This window comes from Lactiplantibacillus dongliensis (assembly GCF_005405105.1).
Classification (GTDB): domain Bacteria; phylum Bacillota; class Bacilli; order Lactobacillales; family Lactobacillaceae; genus Lactiplantibacillus; species Lactiplantibacillus dongliensis.
Genome location: NZ_BJDK01000001.1, coordinates 1 through 15,529 on the forward strand (window position 1 = coordinate 1; position 15,529 = coordinate 15,529).

Consider the following 15,529-nt stretch of genomic DNA (forward strand, 5'->3'; position numbering starts at 1 on the left):
CCTCCCCTGTAGATTGGATTTAGTATACCATATTTAGCTTTCTTGGGGAACGTACGTTTCGATAAAAACTATTAAATCCTGGCATTCATCCCGCGATTAAAATCGCAGGTTTTCTGCTTGGTTTTTAATAAATTTAATAATAAGTAATCGATTAGTGTTAGTTTCAGTGGCTTAACGTTAGTTTATAAACAATCAATAATTAACGTCGGGTGGGCCAGAATTGGTTCAGTGGTGTCGTTTATCTTAGTCACGGGTTTCGACTTAGATAAAGTCCGGCTTTCGAGACCGCACGATGGCTCGAAAACGCAGCCACCACGTTCCAGCCGATTCTGGACCAACCAGAGTGGCAATTTAAGCTAACTAGCACTAAGCGTAGATTATTAACATGAGGAGTGATTTTTTTGACAACTTTTTACATTGTCCGGCATGGTCAGACAACGGCGAATGCGCAGAATTTGAAGCAAGGTACGATTAATACGGCCATTACACATTTAAATGCAACGGGTGAACAGCAGGCCCAAGCGCTGCACGCGAGCTTTGACATTAGCTTTGCGGATCGATTGATTTGCAGTCCGTTAGTACGAACTAAAGAAACGGCAGCGTTATTGAATCTTGGTCGTGAATTGCCAATCACAACGGATGACCGGTTGTTAGAAATCTCCTATGGTCAGTGGGATGGCCAGCAAAATGACGTGCTAAAGCAAACCTATCCGCAATATTTTGATCCGGCATTAAATGATGTCTTACCAACGTATGTTGAGGAGGCAACGCAAGGCGAAACGTTTGAGCAGGTGGTTGCACGCGTCACGGACTTTTTAACGGCGACCGCGGCTGATTATCCGACCGACCAGATTATCGTTGTCACACATGGGTTTACGGTCAAAGCGATGGCGTTGGCGGTTTTAAAACCGGCTGACCCGATGACGATACCCGAACCAGATAATACGAGTGTGACCAAAATTACGGTTGATGCGGCGACTAACCGCCAGTACTTAAGTTATTACAATCGAAAAAGTGGGTTCTAAGGGGGGCGCCTGATGACAAAATATGAATGGCGAAAACAAGATAAAGCCTTGTATCTACCCAAAGCAGTGCCAACTTTAGTGACCGTGCCGACCTTCAATTATTACACGATCACCGGGCATGGCGATCCGAATGAATCCGAATTCGGTGAACGGACCGCAGCTTTATATGCGGCAGCTTATGGTATTCGCATGATGCCTAAGTCGGGGACCCTGCCGGCGGGGTACTATGAATATACGGTCTTCCCGTTAGAAGGGCTCTGGACGTTAGCGCCTGATGACGTTCGGGCTGACGGCAGTTTTGATAAGGCCGATTTAGACTATCAGATCATGTTGCGGCAACCGGATTTTGTGACACCCGCTTTGGCGGCGGCTAATCTCACCGCTGTTCAGGCTAAAAAGCCCAATTCATATCTGTCGGAAGTGCATTTTGAAGCGCTGACTGATGGCCATTGTCTCCAAATGTTACATGTGGGCTCTTTTGATACGGAACCAGCCAGTTTCCAGCAGTTAGCGGCTTATGCAGACGCTCATCATTTAAAACGGCGGACCTTAGCCCACAAAGAAATTTATTTATCGGATCCACGACGGACAGTCGCTGACAAGCGCAAAACGGTTTTAAGATGGCTGTTAACTGATAGCTGACGGGATTTTGACTTGACCAATTCAGTCAGGCGACTACAATAGAACTATTGCTAATCAAATCGCAGTAAAACTTGGACTTCGCTAGTCACTGCTGCTCTCAGGTCCAAGGTGTGACACAACGTTAGACAGCAACAGCCAGATGGCATAATTCTGGGTCTCCTAAGTAGAGCAATCCTTTTCGTGAGGACTGCTCTTTTCGTTTGTATTATAATGAAAACGGAAACAATAACTTTAGAAGGGTGATTCTAAATGACATTTACAGCAGCAGAAACGCGTTATGACAACTTACCGATTCGGCGGGTTGGCAAGACGGGACTACAGTTACCAGCGATTTCATTGGGATTGTGGCGTAACTTTGGTGATGAAGCACCGTTAGCCAATTCCAGAAAAGTTGTTTTGGATGCATTTGACCATGGTATTTTTAGTTTTGACTTGGCTGATAATTATGGGCCATCGAAAGGCTCGGCGGAACAGACTTTTGCCCAGATTCTAAAAAGTGACCTGATGCCGTATCGGAATGAATTAGTCATTACGACTAAGGCTGGTTATCCAGCTTGGCCAGGTCCTTACGGGGCATTTGGGTCTCGTAAGACGTTAATCGGGGCCTTGGATCGTAGCTTAAAGCGGATGAATCTAGATTATGTTGATATTTTCTATTCTCATCGGCCTGATCCGAATATCGATCTACAAGAAACAGCACAAGCTTTGGACTTGTTGGTTCGTCAAGGTAAAGCGTTGTATGTCGGCATTTCAAATTACGATCAAGCGCAGACGGCTGAAATGGTGAGCTATTTTGAAGACATGCACACGCCATTTACTGTCAATCAGTATTCGTATAATATGTTGAACCGGCAAGCTGAGACTAACGGTTTGTTAGATTACCTTGGGCAGCATCAGGCCGGCTTAGTTGCTTATGGTCCATTGGCAGAAGGCTTATTGACGGATCATTATCTAGGCGGTATTCCAGCGGACTTTCCTATTCATCGGACGAATAAATATTTGTTTGACCAAGGGACTGACGTGGTGGTTAAGCAATTAAACGCCTTAAATGCGATTGCCCAACAACGTGGCCAAAGCCTGGCACAAATGGCATTAGCTTGGTTATTACGTTCCAAGACGGTTGCTAGTGTGATTATTGGCACGACTAGCGTTGAACATTTACATGATGATTTAGCGGCAACTGATCAGTTAGCTTTTAGCGCTGATGAAGTTGCGGCCATTAAACAAATTCTGAATTAAAGCACAGTTGATTTTAAAACTAGCGGCTTGGAAATCTTAATGATTTCTGAGCCGCTAGTTTTTTTATCGAGTATTACGAATTAGCTCAACTGGTCCCTTGTTTTTTAGGCGGACTGGCCCTTGGTTAACTGGGGTATTCTAGTACACTTGGTGCTAGTTAGTTTAAATTGCCACTCTGGTTGGGCCAGAATCGGCTGGAACGTGGTGGCCACGTTTTCGAGCCAAAGTGCGGTCTCGAAAGCCGGGCTTTATCTAGGTCGGAAAATCACCGACTAAGATAAACGACACCACTGAGCCAATTCTGGCCCGCCCGGCGTTAATTAACAGGGAATAATGATTATTTATTATCGACCACAAATTTAGCCGAGCCGTTGGTTCCTAAAATGCTCAGCCGTGTCGTTGGCCTTAGTGTGAGTGGTTTGCTCGGACTTAGGCCAAGGCCAGTTTTGAAGACCGGGCTTTGGCTTCAAAATGGCCCATGGCGTGCCAGCGTTTTAGGAACCAACCGGCAGGCGGCAATTTCAACTAGCACCAAGCGTATTCTAGTAAACTAATCTTTGTCAGTTAGGTTGTTAGCTGCCAGACCGTTGCAAGTTTTTGGATGCCAGCAACGAGTTGGTCATCAGTGACTTGCCGAAAGCTTAAAACGACTTGTTGATGGTGCGGTCGATTATCGTGCCAGCAACGATCCGGATTGACTAACCCGATACCTGCCTGGGCCGCTTGATCAATTAAGTCGGCGATGGACTGATTAGTCTGCAACTGCAATACGACGAAAGTACCAGCTGCGGCGTCGATGAGTTGGACCTGATCACCGAAATAAGTAGCGCAGGTTTGTTGCAAAAGTTGGCGGCGGTTGTGATAAACGATGGTAAGTTGTCGAATGTGGCGTTCCAAAGCATCGTTAGCAATCAGCCGACTTAAGATCAATTGTTGCCATTGTGAATTACGGTTTGGCAGTTGACCATACTGAGCTTGGTAGCGTGGTATCAGTTCGACAGGTAGGACTAAGATGCCCATACACAGGGCTGAACCCAGAGTATCATCGTAATTAGTGTAGTAAAAGCTGCGTTGTCCCCGTAAATAGTGATGGATAGCGGGTGCTGGCTGGCCGTCGTAGGTCAAAGTGCCATCAGTATCTAGTTCAATGAGATAACGTTGGTGAGCGTTGAGTTGAGCCGCCAACTGTTGGCGTTGTTGGCGAGACAGCCCTTGACCATCCGGGAAATTATGGGTAGGGGCTAAAACGTAGCCTAACGCTGATGGTAATGACGTGAAATCCTGAAAGTTAATGGTTGTGACGCCTAAGCGTGACCACACTTCGCGAGCATTTGGCGCAATCGGTTCCGCAATCGCTAATTGACTGGTTGCAAGATCCGGAATTAAGTTCGCGATAATGCCAGCTGCTTCATTGAACCCGCTAGTAACAACAATTTGATTAGCGTTGGCATGAATCCCCTTGAGGCGGGCCAGGTAGTGGGTCAGTTGCTGCCGATATTTGGGATCGCCATTGGCTGGCTGAATATGGGATAAGCCGCTAAACATCACGGCCTGTTCGGCTGTTTGCCAAGCATTTTTGGGAAATAGTTGCAGGTGATCATAATCTTCGGTGAAGTCAAATTCAAAACGTGGCTGACTGATTGGCGTGAGCGGCGTCACTGTGGCAGTTAGACTGGGTAACTGTTGGACAACATGATAACCAGCGCCAGGTTTGCTGATTAAGTAGCCTTCCGCAACCAAGTCTTGGTAGGCGTGGTCGACAGTGTTGCGACTAACAGCTAGTGTTTGGGCTAAAAAGCGGGTACTGGCGACAGCTTGCCCGGGTTGGCGAATTCCGGTCTCGATTTCGGCGCGAATCTGTCGATAAAGCTGATGATAAATCTGTTCCTGACTCTCACGATCAATGATTAACACGTGACCCACCTCTTTACTTAAATTGTATCAGAAAGGACTTTTCAAATATGAAAATTTTACTCATTAATGCTCATCCAGATTATCAAAATACTGACCGAACAATCAATCAACTGGTCCAAGTTAGTTTGCAGACCATAGCTCGCGTGGCTCCCACTGCGGATGTTGAACAGTTGACCTTGTATAATCCTAAAAATACGATTCCACCCATTACCGCAGATGTGATGAACCATCCAGAACGGGTGGCTGACACGCAGCAGGCATTGATTGAACAATGGAAACGGGCCGATGTTATTTTGATTATGATGCCGTTGCATAACTTCAACGTTGTCAGCAAGTTAAAGGATTATATTGATAATATCTTTGTTGCCAAACAAACGTTTAAGTACACTGCGGATGGTTCCGTTGGCTTGCTAGATGGTCATCAAAAAGTGGCGTATATTCAATCAAGTGGTAGTGACTATGAACATGATTTGCGTTATGTGAATGCTGACTTTGCCCCACATTATTTACGGACAATTTTAAACTTCATGGGGATCACTAAGATGACGTTAATTCGAGCGGAAGGCTTGGATTTAATTGAAAATGATAAGTCGGCAATCGTCGCACAAACAAAGCGTGAGTTAACAGCTTATTTAACGACAACGTTAAGCTAAAATAGGCGTTTGGGATAGTCCCCAAACGTTTTTTTAGGTGGCAAAATTTATTTTAAAAATATCGAACACACGTTCTAAAAATGTGCTATGATAGGGGTACTTATTTACGATGAGGTGATCGAAATGGAACAGCTAAAAACAATTGAAGCGTCGTTGTTGCAAGCATATGAACTAAACTGTGTCGTTCGTTTAACATTGGTCAATGGCGCTCCCCCGAGTGGACTAATTGCCGCGGTTGATGGAACCAGTCTGTTGTTGAATCAACAAGCTGGGGTGGTCGAGCGATTGAAGATTAGTGAGATTGTTGAGATTACCTTTTTGAAGGAGAGTTGGTGGCAACGTTAGAGTGTGAGGCAAAGCGGGTTGGGGTCGAGCATTGCCTAGTCAAGTCAATTATCCGGTGGGCTTCCGGATAGTTGACTTGACGTAGCAAGCGGAGTCCCCAGTCGGACTGAACACGTTTCGGCTACATAAAAAATCGCGCCACCAGTCCAAACACTGATGGCGCGATTCCTATCTATTCGGTTAACCCAAATTTCTCAATAACTTCTTGTTTTCGATAATCAGTAATCCGCCGTACTAACTCCAAGGGTAACGGTTGATCCAGCGGCAATTGAATGGCGCCTTTACTCGTCTTATAAGCCGTTAATTCCGCTTGAAAAGCCTTGACCCCACTAGGTGTTGGGTATAACCCAATATGATGCTTAAACCAGGCAAAATGAATCACATTTTCGTGCCAGTAAAAGGTCGGCATTTGATATTTCAATTGTTCTTCAGCATCCGGTAAGACGGCTAAAATAGTTGTGCGGAGGTCAGTTAATTGTGGTTGAATGGCCAGCGGTGCAGTTTGGATATAGCTTTCAATCGGCGTCATTAGTTAGTCCTCAGTTCGTAATTTTTTAACCAGCTCAGCGTCTGGTCGTACCGTAATTGTATCCGCTTTCCCAGTGAATGTCACTAGCCCAGACTTAGCCCCTTTAGGTTTGTGTAATTGGCTGACTTTTAAGACGTCGACGGGCACGCGAGGGTACTTGCGGCCTTTACTGTAATAGGCAGTTAAGACGGCCGCTTCAGTTAAGGTCTGCTCGCTAGGATGGTTACTGTGAATCACCACGTGTGAGCCAGCCAATTCGCTGACGTGCATCCAGTAATAGTCTTTGCGTGCCGTTAACGTTAGGTGGTCATTTTGGTCACTGTTTTTGCCAACTTCGACGAGGACGTGATCGCTCGTGTAGAAGCGGCGTGGATGCGCTGGTTCAGGTAACTTTGACGAGTGCAGGACTTTGGTCTTTAGGGCGCCTTCTGCAATTAATTGGGCTTTGACCGCAGCGACACTGGCAGGGTCTAATGGTTTAAAGGCCGCTTGCCGAGCTTGTTGTTGTGCGAGCGTTTGTTTGGCAGCGGCCAGATTAGCTTCAACGGTTTGCAAGCCGCGTTTATCCTTGCGATAATGGTGGAAATAAGCCTCGGCATTCGCCATGATTGACTTGGTCACGTCGAGTTGAATCGTGAGGGTTTGCCCGGGGTGCCGGTAGTCAGGTAGTTCGACGTAGTGGTGGTGACCTTCGATTTGACTGGCATAGGTTTTCAGTAACGTGCCTTTAACTTGTAGCTCGGTGAAATCATCGACGCGATTGACTGCACGCGTTAAGGCTTCGATTTGTTTGTTTGTCCGAAATAGCTGACGTTCCATGGCTTGACTGACTTCGGTTGCTGCGGATAATTCTGCTTGAGTTGACATGCTAAGCCGTCCTTAATTTAAGAATTTTGATACTTATATTGTAACGCTACGAAAATAATTCAGCATATTTTCTGAAAATTCGGTATTCTAGATAGTGGGAGTGTGATTTTCGATGCAAAAAACATTAATTATTAACGCTGGGAGTTCATCGTTGAAGTGGCAATTATTTGAAATGCCCGCCGAAACGGTGCTTGCCAGTGGGTTAGTTGAACGAATCAGTATGCCGGGCTCAATCTTTACGATTAAGTATGGTGATCATCAAAAATTTGAAACAACGGTCGATAATTTGGACCAAGAACATGCGGCCCAGCTTGTCTTTGACGAGTTGCAACGGTTAGATATTATTCAATCATTGAGCGAAATTACTGCTGTTGCGCACCGGGTTGTTGCCGGTGGGGAGACATTCAAGCATGCGGTTGAAGTAACCCCAACTGTTTTGGAACAAATTAAAGGGTTGAGCAGTTTTGCCCCATTGCATAATCCAATGGAAGCGCAAGGGATTGCGACCATGGCTAAAACGTTGCCTAACGTGACGCAATACGCCGTTTTTGACAGCCAATTCTTCACGGACTTACCTGAAATGAACGCCATTTATAGCTTGCCATATGACTTGACGAAGAAGTACCATATTCGCCGCTATGGTGAACACGGAATTTCTCATGGATATTTGACTGGTCGGGCCGCTGAATTATTGAACAAGCCCAAAGATGACGTGAACTTGGTTACCCTACACTTGGGTAGTGGGGCGTCATTAGCCGCCGTTAAGCATGGGAAAGCCTTTGATACCTCAATGGGCTTTACACCGTTAACCGGAGTGACAATGGGTACACGGGCTGGTGATGTTGATCCAGCGGTCGTCCCATTCTTGATGGACAAGCTCAATATTAGCGATCCTAATGAAATCATGATGATGCTCAATAATAAATCCGGGTTGTTAGGGGTGTCTGGGATTTCGCCAGATATGCGTGAAATCAAAGCGCAAGAACAAACCAATCCGCAAGCTAAATTAGCCGTCGATATTTTCGTTAACCGGATTGCCAAGTATGCCGGGAGCTATTTAACTGAACTCCACGGTGCCGATGCAATTATTTTTGCTGGTGGGATTGGAGAGCATAACGTCCAATTACGGCAACAAATTACCGATGAATTGCGTATCTTTGGTGTGAAGTTGGATGCTGACTTAAACGCGGCTGGTCAAGAAGGTGTCATTAGTAGTGCTGATTCGACGATTAAAGTCATGTTGATTCCGACTAACGAAGAGTTGGCGATGGTGCGTCAGGTCGCGGCACTACAGTAAGTTAAGCTTTTAATAATTTGAAACGGCGCAGTCGATATTTAGTTGGTGACATGCTACACTAACGGTCAAGAACATAACTTGTTCAACCAGCGGTCGTGACGACCGTAAGGAGGGAAGCTCGTTAGTCGAGCGGCAACATGATCGGTTTTTTGATTGCGTTAGTGATTGGCCTGTGGCTCTTAAAGATCTTCTTTAAGATTGGCTTTAAAATTCTGGGCCTAGTTTTTATGGTTATTGCTGGCCTGTTCTTAATTCGGGTCGCTTTGTGGATTGGCTTAGCAGTCATCGTCCTCGGGGGCATGGTGTTATTTGCGAGTCCGTTTGGTAATTAAAACTAAAATAAAGTCCCAACTAGATTTTGATCAAAATCTAGTTGGGACTTTTTATAATGGCTTATTTATTTTTCAAGCTTTAATTGTTGGCGAATCCGTTTTTCTTCCCCAACCGCAATAATCGCGAGCATGATAATACTCAAAATAACAGCGATATAGAAGACGATAAACGTATCGTTCCAACCATGTAAGTTCATGCCTAAGAGTGACAATCCGTTAGCTTTGGGATCGGCAATGGCGGCAAAGCCAACTTGAGCCATCAAGTCCCCAAAGATATAGGCAAAGGTTCCAGTTAAACCATCAGAAACGTTTAACGCGTTCTTAGGTACGAAGCTAATGACAGCGACCCCGATTAAGAGTTGTGGGCCATAGATTAACATGCCTAAGAAGAACAAGGATGTGTTGATCATCATCGGCGTCGTTCCGTAGCGGTAACCTAACACGACAAACGCCGTTAAGGCTAAGCAAATAATTGAAACCACCGCGCGACGACCCTTTAAGACATCTGAGAACCAGCCCCAAACAACACTACCAATAATCCCACCAAGTTGGAAAAGCAACAAGGTATTGGCACCTTGAGCTACTGTAAAGTGGAGTTGTTGAACCGTGTAGAGTGGTGCCCAGTTAACGATCCCAATCCGGACCACGTAGACGAAGACGTTGGCGATACAGAGTAACCAGACCCAAGGACTCTTCATAACGAAAGTCTTGAAGATGGTCCATTTATTCATCTTCGCAGCAGTCTGATCAGCTTGGGAGACTTCTTCACCGAAGATTACTTCACTGGAATCCCAACCAAGTTCTTGCGGATCGTCGGCGCCGAAGAAGAGGCCCCAAAAACCAATGATGAGCCCAATAATAGCAGGAAAAATAAACATCCCGCCGACATTGCCCGCAAATAAATGATTCGCACCCCAGAGTGCAATGACCCCAGCCACGGCGCCACCGAATTCATGAGAGATATTCCAAATCCCGATGTAGCGGCCCCGAGTTGTCGTGGTCGTCCAGCGTGAAATCGTGGAGAGTGATGCTGAACCGCCTGGTGATTGGAAGACCCCGTTCAATGACCAGAGAACTAAGATTAAACCGACTGGCGCGTGGTTCATCAATAAGGCGACCCCGATGATTAAGGTCATCAACGCTGCCAAGATAAGTAAGAATGACATGAAACGCTTGGTATTCTTACCATCGACCACGTAGCCTAAGACGGTCTTCCCAATCCCGTAAGCCAGTGAGAAGCCGTAACCGATCCAGCCTAACTCAGTCGTGGAGATCCCGTCTTTAACTAATAACGGTTGTGCCGCGGAGAGGTTATTGCGGATCAGGTACATACTGAAATAAACAAAGAAGACGACCAAAAACGCTTTCAAAAATTCACGTAACCAACGTTGCCGTTGATCCGTGATTGAAAGGCCAAGTTTTTTAGGTCGTTTCAGGTCAAAATAATGTAACATAAAAACAACCCTTCTTATAATGAAAAATTTGATGACCGTTCTCAGTATATCACAAGTGTAATCGGTTGCTTATTTTAAAGTAAAGTGCCTAGCCAGCCGAAAAGTAAGCCGCCACCTAAGCTGAGTACGAAGTAAGTGAGGGCTGTTTTTATCTGGTGGTGGCGCGCTAAGATGATAATTTCATTGATCATCGTTGAAAAAGTTGTTAAACCGCCCATAATCCCAGTCCCTAAAAAGAGTTGCCAGCTTGAGGGTAACGGACTAGTTAGGTCCCATCCCAGCAGTAACGCCCCAATCAGGTTAAGCCCTAATGTGGCGACTGGCAGTGACCAGCGTTGATTAAGCGGTTTAGAGAGTTGCATCGTCGTATAGCGGATCAAGGCGCCAATTGCTGCACCACCGCCCACGAGACCAATTGGAGTCAACATTTAGGCATTCCCCCGTGGCAGCCAATGGTCGCTGAGTAAGTTGCCAGCGAGGCCCGCTAATAAGCCAAGTCCCAGACTGGCACCAACATAAGCGAGCACGAGGCCAGTCTGACCTTGTTGCCAGAGTTGGATGGTTTCGTAAGTGAAGGTTGAGAAAGTAGTGAAGCTACCAATCAGGCCAACACTCATGCCAGCGATGATGTCTTCGGAGACGGGTAACCGGGCGGGCAATAACGTGGTGACGAAGCTTAACAGCAAGGCCCCGCTAACATTAATGATGACGGTAAGCCAAAAGTGTTGCGGCCAGCTGACTAGTAAGCTGAGCCATTCGCGCAGGCCACCACCGAGAACGGCAAAGCCCGCAATATAACATAATTTTCGCATGAATGAAGTTGCTCTTTTCAGTAAGATGAATTTAGTTTACAGAAAAACAACCTGGCTTGCAAAATAAATTAAAGCATGCTAATCTATTAACTAACTTATGAAAACACGGGGTATTCGGCCAATGCGCAACTAATTAATGCCAGTAATTGAACAGTGATCACCTTTTTGCTAAGGGGTGGACTGTCGTTTTTGGGATTAATTAGTGGCGCTGGCGAATACGTAGCCAGCGGTCTCGCCATGTCGAGGTCGCTTTTTTTGTGCGCTGAATTGATCCCTGATCCTAAGGGGGATTTTTAAATGTCTGAAATAAAATTAACGAAGATCGAAAAAATGGTGAATGGTCGCAGTCTCTTTACGGTCCCTCATTTGTTGGCGAATACGGGCGACCGCATCGGTATCGTGGGTCGCAATGGTGCTGGAAAATCAACGCTAGCCCATCTGTTGACCGGTGATGATCAGGATTATCAAGGTCAATTGATTGTGGCTGGAGATGTCACCTATGTGCCTCAGATTGCGGCAACCCATGATCGTAGTGGGGGTCAAGCAATGATGGATCGGGTTCGGGTCGCGTTGAGTAGTCGTCCAGAAATCTTGATCTTAGATGAACCATCGTCGAATTTAGATGAACCGCATCAAGCTTGGCTCAGCAAGCAATTGCAGCATTATCAGGGGTTGTTACTGCTGATTTCACATGACCGGCAGTTGCTGAATGCTGTCACCACGCAGACGTGGGCGGTACGCCACAGTGAATTTACGGCCTATGCCGGTAATTATGCTGATTATCAAGCCCAATTAGACCAGCAATTAACGAGTCAACAAGCTGCTTATGTTCGGCAGAATCGGCATCAACATGATTTAAAAGTTGCGATGCAAGCCCGTCATGAAAAGGCGCAACAGATTCGTAAAGGCAGTCGGCGGATGACGGCAGGGGAACGGGCGAATTCCAAGTCATTACGTGAAGCGACTGCGGCTAAGATGGATCGTAGTGCGAAAAAGTTAGTAGAACGTGGCGAACGGGAGGCCCAAGTAACTAAGCCGTTTACCACGACGGGATTCAAGTTAGTCGCGACTGATTTTCCACCATTTAAAGGTAAAACAGTGGCTTCAGCGGCTAACTTTACGTTGCGTCGTCATCACCAGACGTTGTTAAAACAAGTCACGTTTCAGATTAAGCCCGGCGAACGAGTTGCGTTGGTTGGGCCGAATGGAAGTGGGAAAACCACGTTATTAACGGCTATTTTAGAGCATCAAGCCGGCTTGTCGGTCTCGCCCGCCGCTAAGATTGGGGTCTTTCAACAAGATATGACCGCGTTAGATGGCAAGAGAACGGTTTGGCAGACGGTGCGCGATGCCAGCCAGTTGCCAGATCAAACGGTGCGCAATGTCATGGGGGCGTTAGGCTTACCCGCGCGCTTTTATGACCAGCTGGTTGGTGAACTAAGCGGTGGTGAATTAGTCAAGCTACAACTAGTGGCTATCTTGGTCGGTAATTATAATGTGTTGATGTTAGATGAACCGACTAATTATCTGGATGTCGATGCGTTGGACGCCTTAGCAGATTATCTACAGCATTATCCGGGGACAGTTATTTTTGTCTCACATGATGCGGTCTTCCGCAAGCAGGTCGTCACGCGCCAGTTGACGTTTGACGATCAGCAATTGATTGATCCACAACGGGTTGCGGTCAAAGCTGCGGCCCCATCGGACTTACCATTATTGCAATTCAAGTATGATCAGATGATGGCTGACCCCAACGCTGACACAGCCGCGATGCAAGCTTTGCGAGCCCAGATAGAGGCGGCACGCAACTAAGGAGTAGTTTCGATGGCACTTGGGCTGATCTGTCGTTAATTATCAGTAATACGTTTGGTGCTAGTTGAAATTACCGCCTGCCGGTTGGTTTCTAAAACGCTGGAACGCCATGGGCCATTTTGAAGCCAAAGCTCGATCTTCAAAACTGTCATTGGCCTAAGTCCGAGCAGACCACTCGCACTAAGGCCAACGACACGGCTGAGCATTTTAGAAATCAATGGCTCGGCTATATGACTGGACTAAGAATAATCAATCGTTAATTATTTAATTCCCGTTAGTTAACGCCGGACGGGCCAGAATTGGCTCAGTGGTGTCGTTTATCTTGGTCGGTGATTTTTCGACTTAGATAAAGCCCGGCTTTCGAGGCCGCACTATGGCTCGAAAACGCGGCCACCACGTTCCAGCCGATTCTGGCCCAACCAGAGTGGCAATTTAAGTCAACTAGTACCAAGCATATTAGTAATGAAAAATCGTTGTCTTAAGCCAGTAAACACTGCGCTTAAGACAACGATTTTTTTAGTTAGGCTAGTGCCAAGGAATCACGAATACGCCAATTTGCATGCCAATGATACCTAAACCTAAAATAATCCAATCCCGTGCATGTAATGCGGAGTGGCGGTAATGGGTTCGGGGTGCATCTTCGACAAAGCCATGTGACGCCATCGCTTGGGCCAGGTTCTGTGACCAATTGATGGAGACTAAGATGGCCTTAAAATAAAGCTGTGGTGACCAAAAGGACAGTTGTTGTCCCCGCATTAACCCCGCAGCACGAATGACTTTAACTTCGTGCTGGATTTTTGGAACTAAGTTGTACGCCGCTAGGACACCATAGGCAAATTTTGATGGCAAATGCCAATTTTGTTCTAAAGCATCGGCCAACTGCAAGATATTCGTCGTGAGCGTAAAGGTGGCACCAGTAAAGACAAAGGCATAGATACGGGTGAATAATACCCAAGCCATCAGCGTTTTATCGCCACTACCGTTAATATATTGAGTACTCCAAAGACCAATTGCGGGCAGTAGCGGCACGACTAGCAGCCAAGCGAGCGTTTTGAGCTTGGTCCCATGTAACCCCAGGTAGATGATGGCTAAAATCACCAACGCTACGTTCAAGCTAATAATCATCGTAAACGAGATTTCTAGGGCAATGACTAATAATAGGAGGAGTTTAATACTAGGATTCATTTAAAACGCCTCCTGATATTGTAACTGGTGCTGGTCAAAGCGTAAGTGGCAGTCGATCAACGGCGTTAGGCCGGTCAACTGGTGACTAATAATAATTAAAGTTTGCTGAGTCGCCGCTAATGTCGTCTTCAGGAGCTGAACTAAAGCGTTGATTGACGCTAAATCCAAGCCTTTTAACGGTTCATCTAAAAGCAGCACTGGTGACTGCATGATTAGCATGAGTAAAATCTGTAGTTTCTTTTTCTGGCCTTCACTCAGGGTATAAATGACTTGGTCTTGATGTCCGGCTAAATTTAATTGCTGTAAGGCCGCATCAATGTGCGCCGGGGTAAAGTAATCACCATACGCGTATTTCTGACATTGCGCTAGTTCCTCGGCTACGGTGATATTTAAAAATTGCGTCTCAGCATCTTGAAATAATAAGGCCACTTGGCGTGCATAAGCTTTTCGTTTTAGTTTTTGAATATCTTTACCTAGATAAGTGAGCTGACCGGAATAAGTTTGCAGTCGGACTAAGGCTTCAAATAAAGTCGATTTACCGCTGCCGTTGGGACCCGTGATTAACGTCGTTTGATGCTGATAAATCGTTAAGTCAGTCGGTTCAAGCAACTGGTGCTGAGCTTGTTGCAAGGTCACTTGCTTGAGTTGAAACAACGGTGTACCGCTAGTGGGTGTCGGCCAAGTGGTATGAGTAGAGACCCGCTGATTAAAGGCTTGAAAAAGGGCCGGCTGTTGGACTTGTGGGACGATGGCAAGGGTGTGCTCTGCAGTGATTCGTACCACGTTGTCGATTAACGGTTCATAATCGGTCAGATCATGGTCGGCCAGAATAATCGTTTTGCCAGCCTCATCACGCAAGCGAACAAGTCGGCGTAATAGACTGGCACGTGCGGTGGGATCGACACTGGCAAACGGTTCATCTAATAAGATCACATCGCTATCCATGGCGACAATAACTGCTAAGGCGACTTTTTGTTTTTCCCCGCCGGATAGGTGGTTGAGGTGACGATGCCGTAAGTGACTAATGCCGACAAAGTCGAGGGCCGCCGTCAGTCGCTGTGGTATCTGTTGCGGTGGTAATTGCCGATTCTCAAGGGCAAAGATCAATTCATTTTCAACTGTATCCATAGCAAATTGTTGATTCGGATTTTGAAACATTAACGCCACTTGAGCTGCCCGGTCAGTCGGGACGATAGCGGTTAAGTCGGTCTGATTGAAGCTGATACTGCCTTGGTTAGCTGGTAAGCTTAGCAGTCCAGTCATTAATTTGAGCAGGGTTGATTTACCGGTTCCAGAAGGGCCCGTCAGCAGGGTGAATTGTCCGCTAGCAAACGTCAAGTTGACTTGGTCGAGAATTGGCGCCACCGCTTCGGGGTAACTGAACGTTAAATTGTGTAAGGTGATGGTCGCCATAAACAAGTCT

The 15,529-nt window shown here is 46.3% G+C and carries 16 protein-coding genes; 8 read left to right on the top strand and 8 right to left on the bottom strand.

Annotated elements, in window-relative coordinates:
- Window positions 1-401: 401 nt before the first annotated feature.
- The 3 genes from FFM80_RS00005 (at window position 402) to FFM80_RS00015 (ending at window position 2,906) form a co-directional block, all read left to right on the top strand.
- Window positions 402-1,025, top strand: a complete 624-nt coding sequence (locus tag FFM80_RS00005; protein WP_137638926.1) for a histidine phosphatase family protein — start codon at window positions 402-404, stop codon at window positions 1,023-1,025.
- A 12-nt stretch (window positions 1,026-1,037) separates the two neighbouring features.
- Window positions 1,038-1,667, top strand: coding sequence for a GyrI-like domain-containing protein (locus tag FFM80_RS00010; protein ID WP_137638927.1), 630 nt, complete (start codon window positions 1,038-1,040; stop codon window positions 1,665-1,667).
- A 249-nt stretch (window positions 1,668-1,916) separates the two neighbouring features.
- Window positions 1,917-2,906, top strand: coding sequence for an aldo/keto reductase (locus tag FFM80_RS00015; protein WP_137638928.1), 990 nt, complete (start codon window positions 1,917-1,919; stop codon window positions 2,904-2,906).
- Window positions 2,907-3,470: 564 nt separating this feature from the next.
- Here the strand turns inward: FFM80_RS00015 and FFM80_RS00020 are convergent.
- Window positions 3,471-4,820, bottom strand: a complete 1,350-nt coding sequence (locus FFM80_RS00020; protein ID WP_171000995.1) for an aminotransferase-like domain-containing protein — start codon at window positions 4,818-4,820, stop codon at window positions 3,471-3,473.
- Between the two features lie 47 nt (window positions 4,821-4,867).
- On the opposite strand from FFM80_RS00020, the gene FFM80_RS00025 reads away from it, so the two are divergent.
- Window positions 4,868-5,473, top strand: a complete 606-nt coding sequence (locus tag FFM80_RS00025; RefSeq protein WP_137638930.1) for an FMN-dependent NADH-azoreductase — start codon at window positions 4,868-4,870, stop codon at window positions 5,471-5,473.
- 123 nt (window positions 5,474-5,596) lie between these two features.
- Complete coding sequence (locus tag FFM80_RS00030) at window positions 5,597-5,818, top strand: hypothetical protein (RefSeq protein WP_137638931.1); 222 nt, start codon at window positions 5,597-5,599, stop codon at window positions 5,816-5,818.
- Between the two features lie 172 nt (window positions 5,819-5,990).
- On the opposite strand, the gene FFM80_RS00035 is transcribed toward FFM80_RS00030, so the two are convergent.
- Together FFM80_RS00035 and FFM80_RS00040 are read right to left on the bottom strand one after the other, a co-directional pair.
- Window positions 5,991-6,347: an iron chaperone gene (locus FFM80_RS00035; protein ID WP_137638932.1), complete on the bottom strand. Its 357-nt coding sequence runs from the start codon at window positions 6,345-6,347 to the stop codon at window positions 5,991-5,993.
- Between the two features lie 3 nt (window positions 6,348-6,350).
- Window positions 6,351-7,214: an NFACT RNA binding domain-containing protein gene (locus tag FFM80_RS00040; RefSeq protein ID WP_137638933.1), complete on the bottom strand. Its 864-nt coding sequence runs from the start codon at window positions 7,212-7,214 to the stop codon at window positions 6,351-6,353.
- 112 nt (window positions 7,215-7,326) lie between these two features.
- Here FFM80_RS00040 and FFM80_RS00045 point away from each other — a divergent pair, with 112 nt between their 5' ends.
- Both FFM80_RS00045 and FFM80_RS00050 read left to right on the top strand, forming a co-directional pair.
- Complete coding sequence (locus FFM80_RS00045) at window positions 7,327-8,511, top strand: acetate/propionate family kinase (protein WP_137638934.1); 1,185 nt, start codon at window positions 7,327-7,329, stop codon at window positions 8,509-8,511.
- 137 nt (window positions 8,512-8,648) lie between these two features.
- Window positions 8,649-8,843 (top strand): small multidrug resistance protein, encoded by a 195-nt coding sequence (locus FFM80_RS00050; protein WP_137638935.1) that lies wholly within the window; start codon window positions 8,649-8,651, stop codon window positions 8,841-8,843.
- Between the two features lie 65 nt (window positions 8,844-8,908).
- Here FFM80_RS00050 and uhpT read toward each other — a convergent pair whose 3' ends face one another.
- From uhpT to FFM80_RS00065, 3 genes are all read right to left on the bottom strand, one after another.
- Complete coding sequence (gene uhpT, locus FFM80_RS00055; protein ID WP_137638936.1) at window positions 8,909-10,297, bottom strand: hexose-6-phosphate:phosphate antiporter; 1,389 nt, start codon at window positions 10,295-10,297, stop codon at window positions 8,909-8,911.
- Between the two features lie 74 nt (window positions 10,298-10,371).
- Window positions 10,372-10,725, bottom strand: a complete 354-nt coding sequence (locus FFM80_RS00060) for a fluoride efflux transporter FluC (RefSeq protein WP_137638937.1) — start codon at window positions 10,723-10,725, stop codon at window positions 10,372-10,374.
- A complete protein-coding gene (locus FFM80_RS00065; RefSeq protein ID WP_137638938.1) occupies window positions 10,726-11,109 on the bottom strand; it encodes a fluoride efflux transporter FluC in 384 nt (127 codons plus the stop codon). It abuts the gene before it with no gap.
- Window positions 11,110-11,406: 297 nt separating this feature from the next.
- Between FFM80_RS00065 and FFM80_RS00070 the strand changes: the two genes are divergently transcribed.
- Window positions 11,407-12,921: an ABC-F family ATP-binding cassette domain-containing protein gene (locus FFM80_RS00070; RefSeq protein WP_137638939.1), complete on the top strand. Its 1,515-nt coding sequence runs from the start codon at window positions 11,407-11,409 to the stop codon at window positions 12,919-12,921.
- Window positions 12,922-13,446: 525 nt separating this feature from the next.
- Here FFM80_RS00070 and FFM80_RS00075 read toward each other — a convergent pair.
- Both FFM80_RS00075 and FFM80_RS00080 read right to left on the bottom strand, forming a co-directional pair.
- Window positions 13,447-14,106, bottom strand: a complete 660-nt coding sequence (locus FFM80_RS00075) for an energy-coupling factor transporter transmembrane component T family protein (RefSeq protein WP_137638940.1) — start codon at window positions 14,104-14,106, stop codon at window positions 13,447-13,449.
- Window positions 14,107-15,519 (bottom strand): ABC transporter ATP-binding protein, encoded by a 1,413-nt coding sequence (locus FFM80_RS00080; protein ID WP_137638941.1) that lies wholly within the window; start codon window positions 15,517-15,519, stop codon window positions 14,107-14,109.
- Between the last annotated feature and the right edge of the window lie 10 nt (window positions 15,520-15,529).